This is a genomic window from Longimicrobium terrae (genome assembly GCF_014202995.1).
Lineage (GTDB): Bacteria > Gemmatimonadota > Gemmatimonadetes > Longimicrobiales > Longimicrobiaceae > Longimicrobium > Longimicrobium terrae.
In genome coordinates this window covers 1-14,225 of record NZ_JACHIA010000004.1, presented here as the reverse complement: position 1 = coordinate 14,225, position 14,225 = coordinate 1, and the positions used below count along the sequence as shown (strand labels likewise).

Below are 14,225 nucleotides of genomic sequence, written 5' to 3'. Positions count from 1 at the left end.
CGTCAGTCCAGCAGTTCCAGGTCGAGTGCTTGTACCGCCGCCGCCAGCACCGGTTCCCCCTCCATGAGCCGGCTCAGGCGGTCGCGGCGAGCGCTTTCGGCGGTGATGCGCTGCCCTCCGGTCGCGGCCGCCGCGGCGGCGGCCGAGGCGCGGAACTGCACCGTCACGCGCTGCCCCAGCCTGCGGCCCAGCGCGTCCTCGAACGCACGCTGCGCGCCGGAGCCGCCAAACCGGTCCAGCACCACGGGGAGGACGTCGGCGGTGATGGTCGCCGGCCCGCCGACTTCGGGGCGCACGGACCGCAGCAGCGCCCGCCCGCCCGGCGGAATGCCCTCCCCCGACTCCAGCACGGCCGCCCACGCCTCGCGCACGCGCCGCAGGTCCAGCGCGCCGCCCTGGGGCAAGTCCGCCGCCACGGGCGCCTCCGACTGCATCTGCGGAGCCGGCGCACGGCTCGGCGCCTCCGCATACGCTGGAGCAGGCGTCCGGCCCGGCGCGTCCTCGTACGCGGGGGCAGACGCACGCGCGGAGGGTGCCGGGCCGGATGCGCGCGAGGGAGCCGCGGAGGGAAGGCTCGGCGGGCCGTAGTCGCTCCCATCGTCCTCCAGGTCATCCGGCGGGGGCGGCGGCGGCTCGTCGTCAAAGCGCGGCGGCCCGTCCATAAAGCGCGACGGGTTGTCGAACGAACGCGACGGCGGATCCATCCGCGGAGCCGGTGCGGGCGGCGCGGCCGGAGCGGCGGCCTGCGGACGAGGCGCGATGGCCGGCACCTCCACGCGCCGCGGCTCCATCGCCGGTGCGGGCGCCGCCGCCTGCGGAGGGGCAGCTGCCGGCGCGCTCGCGATCGGAGACGGCTCCGCCCTTACCTCCGCGACGGGCGCGGAGGGCGGAACGACCGCCGGCGGACGCGCATCCGCACGCTCCACGGCGGGAGCGGGCGCGGGGGGCGCGGTGGGTTGGGAAGGGCGGCCGGCCCGCGGCTCAGGAGCCGACGGACGACCGCCCGCGAAGTTTCCCGGGGGGTCGCCGCCCCCGCGCCCCAGCGCGGCCAGAACGTCTTCCAGGCTGACGGTGCTCTCCAGATACGCAAAGCGCAGCAGCAGCAGTTCGATCAGAATCCGCTGCTCACCACTTTTGCGGAAGCGGCCGTCCGCGTCCAGTTCCGCCACCTGCGCCAGCATACGCAGCAGGTCCCCGGGGGCAAAGCGGTTCGCCAGCTCCGCCACCGTCGGGACGAGATGATGGGGAACCCCTTCCGCCTCGCCGCCGTCCAGGCGCACGATCAGCAGCACGCGAAGGAAGTCCGCCAGGCCGCGGTAGAACTCGGCCAGGTCGTATCCCTGCTCCAGCAGCCGGCCCACGAAGCGGAACACCTCCGCCGGGCGCCGGTCGGCGATGATGCCGAACAGCTCAAGGAACACCTCCGTGCCCACCAGCCCCAGAATGCGACGCACGTCATCCGCCGTGGGCGCGCCTTCGGTGAAGCTGAGGACCTGGTCCATCAGCGACAGGCCGTCGCGCATCCCGCCGTCCGCCTTCTGGGCGATGGGAAGCAGGACCTCGTCGCCGACCTCGATCCCTTCCGCGGCCAGCACGGTCCGCAGGCGCGCCACCAGATCCACCGTGGCGATGCGGTGGAAGTCGAATCGCTGGCAGCGCGACAGGATGGGCGGCGCCGCCTGCTGAATCTTCTGCGGCTCCGTGGTGGCGAAGACGAAGATGACGCGCGGGGGCGGCTCTTCCAGGATCTTGAGCAGCGCGTTCCACGCCTCGCGCGTCAGCATATGCGCTTCGTCGATGATGTAGACCTTGAAGCGGTCTTCCTCCGACGGGGCGTACATGGCGCGCTCGCGCAGCTCGCGGGCGTCGTCCACGCCGCGGTTGCTGGCGGCGTCGATCTCCACCACGTCCAGCGAGGTGCGCCCCGCCCAGATGCGCTCGCAGCTGTCGCACACGCCGCAGGGTTCGCCCTCTTCCGTGCGGTTGGGGCAGTTGAGCGCCATGGCCAGCACGCGCGCCAGCGTGGTCTTGCCCACGCCGCGCGGCCCGCAGAACAGGTACGCGTGCGCCACGCGGTTGCGCTGCACGGCGGCGCGCAGCGTCTGCGAAACGTGCTCCTGCGTCGCCACTTCGGCAAAGTGGCGCGGACGATAGCGGCGTGCGAGTGCGGTGCGGGACACGGAACTGCCGGGGAACGCGGGGTGAACTTCTGACAGCGTGCAATATAGCCCGGCGTGCAAGCCACCTCAACGGCGGCGGCGTGGACGGGCGGCCGTGGGAAACGGGGCCGGGAATGCTCCGCGACGGCACTCCGGGCACTGGCGGCATTCCTTATCCGCCGTTACGTTGGATTACAGCCGTCCCGTTCCGGGGGATTGGCGGCGGGTGAATCGGCGTCCGCCGACCGGACATCGCACAGGAGGAGTCACGCCATGCCCAGGCTTCAGATGAACGTGGAGGCCCTCGAGGTTACCTCGTTCGAAACCGCGGACGCGCGTACCGATCTGCTCGCCGCCGACAAGGCGCGCGCCGCGCGCCACCCAGATCGGTTGCCAGTCGTACCGCATCTCGGACTGCGACACGCTCTGCTGCTGAGCGCGGAACCCGCCGCGCCGCAACGCACGGCCGCCCCAAGGCGAGCCGTCACTTTCCCCACGAGGAGACCACGATGGCCAATCTGCGGATGGACACGGAATCGCTCACCGTCACGACGTTCGAAGTCGCGAACGCCGTTCCGGAGTCGGACAGGGCGGTAGAGGCGGTGCAGGCGGCGACGGTGGGATGCCAGCCGACCCGCAACATCTGTGAATGCAACATCACGGGCTGCTGCTGACGGATGGACAGGGAAAACAGATCGGGGGCGGCGCCATGCGCCGCCCCCGATCTGTTTCAGCCTTCCCGCGTTACGGGAGAATCCGGCGCGGCGGACGATTCCGCCGGCGATGGCGGGGCCCCGGGCTCGTCATCCGCCTGTCCCCACGGGTGCTCCGGCTCGCGCAGCTGCATCGTGCCGTAGCCGGTGACGGTTGGATACTCGGCCGGGCGCACCTTCTTGCGCGGCCGGCCGCCCTTGCGGCCGTTCAGGCGCGCCGCCTTCCCCTTGGCCTCGCTGCGCGAAGCACCACCGCGCCCGGCGAACGCCTGCAGCAGGGCATCTCCCATGATGGTCGCCAGCACGCCCGCCGTAGAGATGTGCATGTCCAGTTCTTCCCAGAAGAGCCCATCTCCCACGTCATCCGTCTCAACAGCTGCGAGCTGCTCGGGCGTAAAGCCTTCCAGATACTTGTACAGGCTGGGCAGGAACGAGAATGCATGACCGAGCTTGAGCTCAACGTCGATCCGCCCGGTTTCGCGATTGTACTTCACCGACTTCGCCCGTGGCTCTGTCAGTTCGGCGATGCGGTCGGCTCCGCGGGCGGCCTCCGCCTGAGCAAGAAATTCCTCTTCCGTCAGTCTAGGGTAGTCCATGAATCCGTTCCCACGCTGCGAGTAGTACATCGGCGTGCTTCTCGACTAGAAGGCCCGCCCGGGCAGCCTCCAGAGGGGGCCCGTCACGAAACCAGACAATCCGCACGGACTCTCCACTGTGGGGCAGCAGCACCTTTACCCTGATCCCGCCCGCTCTGCGGACGTGCACATGAGGTGGCGGATGATCGTTCGGGTAAATGACGAATTTCCATCCATCTTCTCTCAATACGACTGGCATACGATAACCCAACGGCTTGGGTTTCTGCAAGCGTGGCGCTCCCTGGACGGCTCAGCCCAGGCGCCACGCGTCTTCCACGTGCTCGATGACGGGCTCGCCGCCCACGGGGAGCAGGATGCCGATGGCGTCGAAGCGGTAGGTGTCGCCGGGGGCGCCGTGGTTGTCGATCCATGCCTGCGCCACCTGCTGGATCTCGCGCCGCTTGGCCCGGGTGATGGCGTACAGGGGATGCCCGTAGCCCAGCCCGCCGCGCGTTTTTACTTCCACAAAAGCGACGACCTCGCCGCTGCGCGCGACGAGGTCGATCTCCCTGTGTCCGATTCTGTAATTGCGGTGAAGGATCTCCCACCCGCGGCCCGCCAGAAAGGCGGCCGCCATGGCCTCCCCGCGGTCGCCCAGCGCCTTGTTGGCGCCGGACGGGCGGGGCGGCGTTGGCTCACCCGGCCGCCGCGGCACCTTCCACGGCGGGAAGCGGGGCCACCATGCGCTGCCCGATCGCTTCGGCGATCACGGCGATCTGCGACATCAGTTCCTCGAACTGGTCGGGGTACAGCGACTGGGCGCCGTCGGACATGGCGTGTTCCGGGTCAGGGTGCACCTCGATCATCAGCCCGTCGGCCCCGGCGGCCACCGCGGCGCGCGCCATGGGAATGACCTTGGCGCGCAGGCCCGTGCCGTGGCTGGGGTCGGCGATGATGGGCAGGTGCGACAGCGACTTGACCACCGGAATGGCCGTAAGGTCCAGCAGGTTGCGGGTGTGCGTGTCAAAGCCGCGCACGCCGCGCTCGCACAGAATCACGTTGCCGTTGCCCTCGGCCAGCAGGTACTCGGCGGACAGGAGCAGGTCCTTGACGGTGGCCGCCATCCCGCGCTTGAGCAGCACCGGCTTCCCCGCCCGGCCGGCGCGGCGCAGCAGCGAAAAGTTCTGCATGTTGCGCGCACCGATCTGCACGATGTCGGCGTACTCCACCACCAGGTCCAGGCTTTCGGGGTCCACCGCCTCGGTGACGATGGACATTCCCGTTTCTTCGCGGGCGCGGGCCAGCAGCTTGAGCCCGTCTTCGCCCATCCCCTGGAACGAGTAGGGCGAGGTGCGGGGCTTGAAGGCGCCACCGCGCAGAATGGTGGCGCCCGCGTCGCGCAGGCGGTGCGCGATGCCGATGATCTGCTCTTCGCTCTCCACCGAGCACGGGCCGGCCATCACCGAAACCTCGCCAGCGCCGATGCGGGTGCCGTTGTCGAGCGTGACGATGGTGGGCTCCTCGCGCCATTCGCGGGACACCTGCTTGTACTGCTGCGAGACGTGAATGATCTCCAGCACGCCGTTGAGCGCCTCGATCCGGTCGGCGTTCACCTTGCCATCGTTGCCGATCAGGCCGATGGCGGTGCGCATCTTTCCGGGGATGGGGCGCGCCTCGTATCCGAGTTCGTTTATCGTGCGGACGACGGCGTCGATCTCGGCCGCCGTCGCATCATGTCTCATGACCACCAGCATGGGTCTGGATTCCTTCTGGGGAGAGCGGAGCTGCGGGGATGAATCTACCAATCCGGGGCCACAGAGTCTAGCAACGTGGGGGCACAAGCACAAGCTTAATGCGGTAGGTGGCGGCAAAGGAACGGCGGAGAGGACGGAAGCGACAGAAGCAAGTGCTCAGGATCAAGCACGACGTCCGCAAAGACGCTCCGCGCATGATCGTGTGCCACTCAGGCTGGATGCGCACCGGGCACTGCTCTTTTATGCGACCCTCTCGCCGAACGGCCACGCACCCTCCAGTTCCACGCCCACGATGGTCGACACGCCGGGCTCCTCCATCGTCACGCCGTAGATCCAGTCCGCCGCTTCCATCGTGCGGGGATTGTGGGTGATGACGATGAACTGCGTCTGCGCCTTGAAGTCGTTCAGCAGCTGGATGAAGCGGCCCACGTTGCTCTCGTCCAGCGGCGCGTCCACCTCGTCGAACAGGCAGAACGGCGACGGCTTGACCAGGTAGATGGCGAAGAGGAGCGACAGCGCCGTCAGCGTGCGCTCCCCGCCGGAGAGCAGGTGGATGCGCTGCGTCTTCTTGCCGCGCGGCGAGGCGTGGATCTCGATGGGCGACTCCAGCGGATCGTCCGGATCGGCCAGCCACACGTCTGCCTCGCCGCCCTGAAAGAGCGACTGAAAGGTGCGGTGAAAGTTCTCGCGCACGACGTTGAAGGTGCCCATGAACACCTCCTTTGCCGTGCGGTTGATCTGCCGGATGGCACTGGAAAGGTCGTCTCGCGCGCGGGTGAGGTCGCTCTGCTGCTCCAGCAGGAACTTCAGCCGCCGGTCCTCTTCCTCGTGCTCCTGCACGGCGAGCATGTTGATGGGGCCCAGCGCGTCCACCGCCTGCGCCACCTCGCGCACCTCCGCGCGCCACGCGTCCGGCGTGCCCTCCTCCACCGGCGCGGCCTGGGTCAGCAGCACCTCCCACGGGCGGCCCCACTCCGCCTCCACCCGCTCGCTCGCGCGGACGCGGCGGCTTTCCTGCTCCGCGCGCTCCAGTTCCAGACGGTGCCGCTCTTCCGCCGCTTCGGTCTCGCGCCGGCGGGAAACGCGCGCCCGCTCCTCCGCCCGCGACACCTCCACGTCCAGCTCGCCCAAGCGCGTGTCGAGGTTGGCCAGGGCGGCGGCTTCGCGGTCGCGGTCCGCGAACAGTCCCTGGACTTCGCCGCCCGCGCGGTCGCGGACGCCGGACAATCCCTCCAGCGAGCGGCGCAGTTCCTCCGCCTCCGCCTCCAGCGTGCGCCCGCGGCCCCGCGCACCCGCCGCGCCCTGCGTGGCCGCTCCGAGCGCGCGGTCCAGTTCCTTGAGCTCGCCCTCCGCGCGGGCGGCGGCGACTCGCAGCTCGCTTTCCTCGTCGCGCGCGGCTTCCCACGCGGTGTCCAGTTCGGTGAGGGCGGAACTCGTGGCCAGCGCGGCGGCGGCGACATCGGACCACGTACGCTGCAGCTCCGCCAGGCGCGCGTCCAGCGCGGCGATGCGCTCCGCCGTCTCCCGCGCCAGCTTGTTCGCGTTCCCCAGCGCGACGCCCACCTCTTCCCGCTCGCGGCGGATGCGGCCCTGCTGGTGGCCGTGCGCCGCCGCGTCCGCATCCATCTGCCGCAGTTCGCCTTCCATCCGCCGGACGTACTCCTCCGCCTCGCGCGCCTGCTCTTCTGAGATCGCGGCCTGCTCCGCGGCGGCGGCACGGTCCGCGGCCAGGCGGTCGTGATCGGCCCGCGCCTCCTCCACCTCCGCCCGCAGCCGGGCCAGCGCCTCGCGCCGGGCCAGGATGCCTTCGCCGGAAACGGGCTCGCCCAGGCGAATGACGCCGCGCGGATCCACCGTGTCGCCAAGCCCGTCCACGCGCGAGCCGTCCGGATACGCCTGAAGCGGATCTTCTCCCGCGACCAGCGTCAGGCCGGCGAGGAAGGTGTCGACCCACGCCGCCGCCTCGCCGTGCCCCGCCACGCCCAGCCGCGCGGAGTGGATCGCACCGACGGCCTCGCGCACGCCGGGCGCGTCCAGCGGAAGGAGGAGGAGCGTGCCGCCGCCGTCCCACTCGTCGCGGAACCAGCGGCGCACGCGGCGCGCGGCGGCCAGGTCGCGCACGACCAGCGCCTGCAGCAGCGCGCCCAGGAACGACTCCACCGCGCCGGAAACCGCCGCGTCCTCCGTGGTCGCGCGCACGAAGTCGGCGAGCGGGGCTAGGACGCCGGGAAAGCGTTCGGTCTGACCCATGATGGCGCTCACCGCGGGGCTGAAGCCCTCGTAGCTGCGCTCCAGCGCCTCGCGCGCGGACACCTGCGCGGACAGGCGCGACAGGCGGTCATCCGCCGCGCGCAGGGCGTCGCGGACGGAGGCCTCGCGCCCGCGCAGGACGCGGACTTCTTCGCGCGCGTGCTCCGCCGCGTCGAGCGCCGCGTTCAGCCGGTCGCGCAGCACCTCGCTCTGCCCGGACCACAGCTCCGTCTGCGCCTCCAGCTCCCGCAGGCTGGCGGCAATCTGCGCCTCCTGCGCGGTCAGTCGCGCAATCCGCTCCGCCGCCTCCGTCTGCCGCCGGTCCGCCGCGGCGCGCTCGCCCTCCGCCGAGGCGGTCTCGCGGGCGAGGTCGCGGGCCCGGGCGGCGGCCTCCTCGCTGGCTCTCCGGTGAGAAGCCAGTGTCGCGCGCACGGCCTCGTTCTCCTCCCGCCGCGCCTCCAGCCGCTCGCGGACACCCTCCAGCCGCGCCGCGCCGCGGGCGCGCTCCCCTTCCAGCCGTGTGGCGTCCGCCGCCATCCGCTCCGCGCGCTCGGACAGTTCGCCGCGCTCGCGGACGAGTTGGGCGATGCGCAGCTCCGCGTGCGACCGGCGCTCGTCCGCGAGGAGAATCTCGCGTTCGCGCGTGTCGAGCCGGCGCCGCACCTCATCCAGCCGCGCGGCCACCTCGCCGCGGCGCCGGGTGAGCTCCGCCGCCTCGATGCGCCGCTCGGCGACGATGGCCTCCGCCGTGGTACGCTCCGTTCCCGCCTCGCGCCCCGCCTGCTCCAGCGCGACCAGCCGGGCCGTGGCCGCGGCGATGGAGCGGTCGAGCGCATCCACCTCCGCCCGCGCGATGGCCATCTCCAGATCCAGACGCCGTGCCTGCAGCTCCAGGTGCCGCTGCGCCTTGCGCCGCTGGCGGGAAAGGGCGCGCACCTTGGATTCCACCTCGCCGACGAGGTCGCTCAGCCGCGACAGATCCACCTCCGCCGCCTCCAGCCGCCGCTGCGCCGCCTTGCGCCGGTCCTTGTACCGCCCGATCCCCGCCGCTTCCTCGAACATCGCGCGCCGCTCGTCCGGCCGCTCGCTGAGAATGGCGTCGATCATCCCGCTTTCGATGATGGAATAGGCGTTGGAGCCCAGCCCCGTATCGCGCAGCAGGTCGTGGATGTCGCGCAGCCGGCAGCTCTGGCGGTTGAGGTAGTACTCGCTGCCGCCCTCGCGAAACACCTTGCGGGCGATCTCGATTTCCGTCTGGGGAATGGCGACGGACCCGTCCTCATTGCTGAAGACGAGCGAGACTTCGGCGTAGTTGAGGGGGCGGCGCTTGAAGGAGCCCTGGAAGATGACCTCTTCCATCTTGCCGGAGCGGAGCGCTCCCGCGCGCGTTTCGCCCAGCACCCAGCGGACGCCGTCGGCGGTGTTGGATTTTCCGCAGCCGTTGGAGCCCACGATGGCGGTAACGCCGTCGCGCAGTTCCAGAACCGTCTTGTCAGCGAAGGACTTGAAGCCGTGGAGCTGGAGGGAGCGGAGCTTCATTTGGGGGCGGCGGGGGGCCTGCCCGTGCGCTGCACCACCCTGGCGGGGATGCGCGCCTGCTGCAGCATGGTGCCCATGGCCTTGGCGGCCGCGGTGTCACGGTAGGCGCCGGCGTAGACCGTCCACCGCTCCGTGCCGTCGGAGAACGGAACGGGCGTCACGTAGGACGGAATCCCCTTCTGCGCCAGCTCCGCGACACGCGCGCGCGCCTGCGGTGCGTCGGCGAAGTCGCCGACGGCGTAGGTGACCGGACGCGACTGGATTAGGTCGTACGGGCCGCTCACGTCCTCGGGGTCCACCAGCTTGGCGGCCAGTAGCCGGTCGCGCAGCGCCCGAACCTGTGTGGTGTCGCCCGCCATTCCCGCCATCACCCGCCAGTACGTGAGGCCCTGGAGCGCTTCGGGAAAGACAAAGAACTGGACTTCGGGAAAGCGTCGTGCGCCCTCCGCGGCGGTGGCTTCGGCGGCCTCGGGCGTCTGGTGGTTCTGGACGAAGACGGAGTACGGCAGCGCGGCCCCCCGCGGCTGCGGAGGGCCGCTGACGGGGCGCGCGGGAGCAGACTTGGCCACGGGCGCCGCCGGCTCCGGTTCGGCGCCGCCCAGGAAGGGCAGCGCGAGCCCCAGTCGCGGCGCCAGGAGGACGGCGGCGGCGAGAAGGAGCGCGATCAGCAGCAGGATGAGGAGCAGCGGCGATACGCCGCGCTTCTTTGCGGCGACCGGCTCCGCCACCCGGTCCGCCTCGAACACGGGGATCTCGCGCGGCGCGGCGTTCTCGGCCGGCAGCGCGTACGCGGGGTCGGCCGGAAGCGAGGTGGGCGGCGGCACGGGGATGGAGCCCGCGGGCGCGTTCCACGGCATCACCGGCTCCGGATCCGGAAAGCGGTCCGCGGGCGCAGCCGCCGGCGCGGAGACGGGGGATGCGGCGCGCGGCGGGGCGGTGACCGGCGGCGCCGGGTTCCCGCGCGGCGGGGCGAGCCAGGCGCGCACCGTGAGCCCGGGGAGCGCGGCCGCGGCGGCCTCGCCCGCGGCTGGGCTGCCGAGGAGGATGGACTCACCGGCAAAGCGGCCCAGCGCGCCCAGTTCCGGCGCGTCCAGCGGGGCGAACAGCAGCATGGCCGCGTTGGCGTCGCGGAACCCGGCCACGATCTTGTCCCAGCGCGGGCTGCGCAGCACCTCGCCCGCGTCCGGCGTGTAGGTGCCGGCGCTGATCAGGTGAAAGCCGCGGCCGGGGACGACGCGGGCACTGCGGGCCAGCGACGCGCCGTAGAGAAAGATGTCGACGACGCCTTCCTGGTTGGGGAGCCCGATGCGCTCGTTGAGGAACGGGTCCTCCAGGCACAGGTCGGCCAGCACGGTGCGGCGTCCGGCGGCGTGCCAACCCGTGGCGAGCGCCACGGCGGCGTCGGCGACCCAGTCGCGGTCGGCGTCGCGATCGAACAGCAGCAGGACGGGTCCGGCCATGGCCGTTTCGCCGGCCACGGGGCCGGGAAGCCGTTCGAACGACGGGTCGAAGAACGTGGGTGCGGGTGCGCCGCGTTCCTGATTGCCGGCGTGATGCGGGTCGGTCATGGCTTTGAGATTCCGTTCGAATGCGCGCCTGCGGGGCGAGACGGGGCCGCGGCCCCGGTCCGGCCGGAAAGTAAAGCGCGGATTCGTTGCACCGCAAGCATTTGCCGCGCCGGGACGCCCAGAATCGCTGGAGTGGAACGCCAGGATGCGAAAGGCGCGGCGCTGTCCGGTTCCGTGCGGACTGGGCCCGTGAGGAACTGCCGTTTCACACGGAGGTCACGGAGGATGCACGGAGGTCACGGAAGAGTGGCGCGGCGGACGTTCCGCCGCGCGAAGCAACACTCGCCCCCGAGAGGCAAACGCCAGACGCGAAAAGGCCCGCGAGCATCGCGGGCCTTTCAACGTACGAGACATGCGAAACCGGCCGGCGCACGCCCGCGCAAGCTCAGTTACTTTCGTACCTTCGCACTTCAGTTCGCACTCACGCACCCCGCACTAACGCACTCACGCACTTCCCTGCGGCTGCATCTGCGTCGCGGGCGCATCTCCCCACAGGCGCTCTAGCTGGTAGAACTCGCGCGCCGCGGGGTGAAAGACGTGAACGACAAAGCTGAAGTAGTCGATCAGGATCCACCGGCCGCCGCGCTCGCCCTCCACGTTCAGCGGGCGGATGCCTTCGGCCTTGAGCTCCGTCACCACGTTGTCGGCGATGGCGCTTACGTGCGTGTCGCTGGTGCCGCTGGCGACGATGAAGAAGTCCGTCGCCGTCGACACGTTGCGCAGGTCCATCAGCACCACGTCCAGCGCCTTGCGGTCAAACAGCAGCTCCACGGCGCGCTCCACCTCGTGCGGAACGGGCCCGGCCGGAGCGGTGGGGGTCGTGGTCGTGGCGGGGGTCGAATCTGTCATCGGTCTCCCAACGGGTCCAGTCCTGCACGATCATTGAATCCGGGTGCGCGGCCGCAGGAGGGCCGCACGCACGGCGGGGCAAGTCGGGTGCCGGTGCGCGCACGCCGGCCTGAACAGAACGCGTGAGGCGGCGCCCGCAGTGCGGACGCCGCCCCGTTTTCCATCTGGTGACTGCCCCCGAGGATCAGTCCTCGGACGCGATCACCCACACCTTGATCTCCGGACGGACCTGCGGGTGCAGGCGAACGGGGACGCTGGTGACGCCGAGGGCCTTGATGGGCTCCTCGAGCTCGATGGTGCGGCGGTCGATCTGAACGCCCTGCTCGGCCAGCTTCTCGGCGATGTCGGCCGAGGTGATGGATCCGAACAGCTTGCCTTCCTGGCCCGCACGGGCATGGAAGGTCAGCGAAACGCCTTCGATGGCGGACGCGGCCTGGCGGGCCGAATCCAGCGTCTCGGTGTCGCGGCGCGTCTGCGCCGCGCGCTCCGCGTCAATGCGGCGCACGTTGGCCTGCGTGGCCTCGTACGCCAGACCGCGCGGAACCAGGTAGTTGCGGCCGTAGCCGGGCTTCACGTCGACGACGTCGCCGGCGGCGCCCAGGCCCTCGATGCGCTCCCTGAGGATCACCTGCATGATGATTTCTCCTTTGTGGGATTACGCTTCGTGACCGGCAATGTACGGAATCAGGGCGAGGAAGCGGCCGCGCTTGATGGCGGTGCCTACCTGGCGCTGATGCCGAGCGCACATGCCGCTGATCCGGCGCGGCAGAATCTTGCCACGCTCGGTGATGAAGCGGCCGAGCGTCTTCTCGTCCTTGTAGTCGATATTCCGAACGGCGCCCTCACACATGGGGCAAACCTTGCGTCCACGCATGTCTTCAGCCCTCCGAATCGTCTTCGGACTCGTCCTCGCGGCGCTCGCGGGGCGGCACCGGCGTGGTGGGCAGGTCGCCCTCGTTCACCACCACAAGGTAGCGGAGAACGTTCTCGTCAAGCTTCAGCGCCCGCTCAAACTCGGGCAGCGCCTCGCCGGGCGCGCGGAAGTGCTCCACGACGTAGTAGCCGCTGGTCTGGCCTTCCACTTCGTACGCCAGCTGGCGGCGTCCCCAGTGGTCCGTCGCGGTGATCTCGCCGCCATTGGTGCCCGTAAGCAGCCCATGGAAGCGGTCCAGCCGCTCGGTTACCTGCTCTTCTTCAAGCGCAGGGCCGAAAATGTACACGATCTCGTAGTCCCTCAAGGTCACCATTCCCTTTGGACAGGAGGCCCCGCGCCGGTGCGCGCGGAGCAGGTTTGGTAAAAAACAACTCCCCCGCGTTGCGGGGGAGCAGGAGATAATAGCACTGAATTCACGTTTCGGCAACCGCACGCGGGCATCCGCGCGATTGTCGCCGGGCACCGCGCCGTGTCTGGTGCGCGCGATCTCGTCGCGGCGCCAGGCCAGGTGCGGCTCACGCGGATGAGGATCGGCCGGACCGGCTGCCTTTCGTGTCGTCTGCCGCGCCATCTGCGCTGCGGTTGGCCGGCTCTGTAAACAGACGCGCGGCAGGTGGTGCGTGGGCCGTCCATCAGCCGGGACGGCCAATCATCTCCATCCCGAAAACGCGGATGAACTCAGCGCGGGCGCGATGATCGGTACCGGGCCGCGGATCTGATGCGGCCACACTCCCGTTGTCATCGGCTTGGAGAGGCCGATCGTCCTCATCCAAACGCGGATGAACTCAGCGCGGGCGCGACGATCGGCACCGGCCCGCGGCTCTGATGTGGGCCTTTCTCCCCGCCTTATCAGCTTGAAACGACCGATAATCCTCATCCAAAAAACGCGGATGAACTCAGCGCGGGCACAACCGACGGCACCGGGCCGCGGATTCGGCGCGGCTGCCCGCGCGTCATGTCCGTGAAGCGGTGGCGGGCTTGCCGGGGCTGGCGCCGCGCTGTCATCTTCCGTGCGGGCCGCGTTCGCGGGTGAACGATGGGCCCGCTCGCGGGTACCCGTGCCCGACCCCGCCTTTGCGGGCTGCGCACAACTTCCAGGTCGAACTTCCATGCGATCCATTGTCGCTTTCCGCTCGGCCGCCGCCGCGCTCCTGGCCATGACCTCCGCCTGCGGGACGGGCGCGAGCGAGAACACTCCCGCGCCTGACGCGGCTTCGCAGACCGTGGCGTCCGCACCCGCGCCCACGCAGGAAGCCGCCGCTCCGGTGGTGAATCCGCAGGGGCCGCGCATGGTGGTGTACAAGACGCCCACCTGTGGCTGCTGCCGTGCGTGGGTGGAGCATGCGCAGCGCGCCGGGTTCAACGTACAGGTGGTGGATACGGCGAACGTTGACCCCATCAAGGCGGAGCACGGCGTTCCCGGCCACCTCGCGTCGTGCCACACGGCCACGGTGGATGGATACGTGATCGAGGGCCACGTGCCGATGGAAGCCGTCAAGCGCCTGCTTCGCGAGAAGCCGCAGAACATCGCCGGACTGGCCGTGCCCGGAATGCCGCGCGGTTCGGAGGGAATGGAGATGGGCTCCGTGAAGGACCCGTACGACGTGATCGCAATGGGCCGCGGCGGCGGTGTCTCCGTCTACGAAACGCACTGAGCTTGGGTGGATGAGGCGCCGCGGAGATTTTCCGCGGTGTTCTGGTTGATGGATGGATGAGAAGAGGCGCGGAAACCGGTTCACGGTTCCGCGCCTTTTCCGTCTTCGATGGAGCCCGGTGCAGGGGCGACTGAAACGCTTGGTGTGAGTTTCGGGATACATTCGGTGCGCTCGGTGTACACTTGGGCGGTCCTTTAGCCCGAGAATACCACAATGCTCAGCATCGAAG

13 protein-coding genes are annotated in these 14,225 nt (G+C 70.2%); 2 read left to right on the top strand and 11 right to left on the bottom strand.

From position 1 onward, the window contains the following. Positions 1 to 2 precede the first annotated feature (2 nt). Positions 3 to 2,180, bottom strand: a complete 2,178-nt coding sequence (dnaX, locus tag HNQ61_RS08890) for a DNA polymerase III subunit gamma/tau (RefSeq protein WP_170035595.1) — start codon at positions 2,178 to 2,180, stop codon at positions 3 to 5. 488 nt (positions 2,181 to 2,668) lie between these two features. Here dnaX and HNQ61_RS08885 point away from each other — a divergent pair, with 488 nt between their 5' ends. Further along, positions 2,669 to 2,833: a hypothetical protein gene (locus HNQ61_RS08885; RefSeq protein ID WP_170035594.1), complete on the top strand. Its 165-nt coding sequence runs from the start codon at positions 2,669 to 2,671 to the stop codon at positions 2,831 to 2,833. 56 nt (positions 2,834 to 2,889) lie between these two features. Here the strand turns inward: HNQ61_RS08885 and HNQ61_RS08880 are convergent, their stop codons facing one another. The 10 genes from HNQ61_RS08880 to rpsF form a co-directional block, all read right to left on the bottom strand. Further along, positions 2,890 to 3,468 carry a DUF2442 domain-containing protein gene (locus tag HNQ61_RS08880; RefSeq protein WP_170035593.1) on the bottom strand — a complete coding sequence of 193 codons (579 nt, stop codon included), beginning with the start codon at positions 3,466 to 3,468 and terminating at the stop codon, positions 2,890 to 2,892. Beyond that, on the bottom strand, positions 3,455 to 3,706 hold the full coding sequence (locus tag HNQ61_RS29825) for a DUF4160 domain-containing protein (protein ID WP_170036002.1): 252 nt from the start codon (positions 3,704 to 3,706) through the stop codon (positions 3,455 to 3,457). The genes HNQ61_RS08880 and HNQ61_RS29825 overlap by 14 nt, the downstream gene beginning before the upstream one ends. 51 nt (positions 3,707 to 3,757) lie before the next feature. Next, positions 3,758 to 4,162 (bottom strand): YraN family protein, encoded by a 405-nt coding sequence (locus tag HNQ61_RS08870; protein ID WP_338088109.1) that lies wholly within the window; start codon positions 4,160 to 4,162, stop codon positions 3,758 to 3,760. Then, positions 4,143 to 5,201: a 3-deoxy-7-phosphoheptulonate synthase gene (gene aroF, locus HNQ61_RS08865; RefSeq protein WP_170035591.1), complete on the bottom strand. Its 1,059-nt coding sequence runs from the start codon at positions 5,199 to 5,201 to the stop codon at positions 4,143 to 4,145. Before aroF ends, HNQ61_RS08870 begins: the two co-directional genes overlap by 20 nt. 240 nt (positions 5,202 to 5,441) lie before the next feature. Then, positions 5,442 to 8,990, bottom strand: a complete 3,549-nt coding sequence (smc, locus tag HNQ61_RS08860) for a chromosome segregation protein SMC (RefSeq protein WP_170035590.1) — start codon at positions 8,988 to 8,990, stop codon at positions 5,442 to 5,444. Continuing rightward, on the bottom strand, positions 8,987 to 10,558 hold the full coding sequence (locus HNQ61_RS08855; protein WP_170035589.1) for an SPOR domain-containing protein: 1,572 nt from the start codon (positions 10,556 to 10,558) through the stop codon (positions 8,987 to 8,989). The genes smc and HNQ61_RS08855 overlap by 4 nt, the downstream gene beginning before the upstream one ends. Positions 10,559 to 11,002: 444 nt before the next feature. Further along, positions 11,003 to 11,407: a ribosome silencing factor gene (gene rsfS, locus HNQ61_RS08850; protein ID WP_170035588.1), complete on the bottom strand. Its 405-nt coding sequence runs from the start codon at positions 11,405 to 11,407 to the stop codon at positions 11,003 to 11,005. A gap of 184 nt (positions 11,408 to 11,591) precedes the next feature. After that, positions 11,592 to 12,041 (bottom strand): 50S ribosomal protein L9, encoded by a 450-nt coding sequence (gene rplI, locus HNQ61_RS08845; RefSeq protein WP_170035587.1) that lies wholly within the window; start codon positions 12,039 to 12,041, stop codon positions 11,592 to 11,594. A gap of 21 nt (positions 12,042 to 12,062) precedes the next feature. Then, positions 12,063 to 12,299 (bottom strand): 30S ribosomal protein S18, encoded by a 237-nt coding sequence (gene rpsR / locus HNQ61_RS08840; protein WP_414678527.1) that lies wholly within the window; start codon positions 12,297 to 12,299, stop codon positions 12,063 to 12,065. After that, positions 12,286 to 12,645, bottom strand: coding sequence for a 30S ribosomal protein S6 (gene rpsF, locus HNQ61_RS08835; protein ID WP_184430714.1), 360 nt, complete (start codon positions 12,643 to 12,645; stop codon positions 12,286 to 12,288). The genes rpsR and rpsF overlap by 14 nt, the downstream gene beginning before the upstream one ends. A gap of 805 nt (positions 12,646 to 13,450) precedes the next feature. Between rpsF and HNQ61_RS08830 the strand changes: the two genes are divergently transcribed. After that, positions 13,451 to 13,996: a DUF411 domain-containing protein gene (locus tag HNQ61_RS08830; RefSeq protein ID WP_205761660.1), complete on the top strand. Its 546-nt coding sequence runs from the start codon at positions 13,451 to 13,453 to the stop codon at positions 13,994 to 13,996. Positions 13,997 to 14,225: the final 229 nt, after the last annotated feature.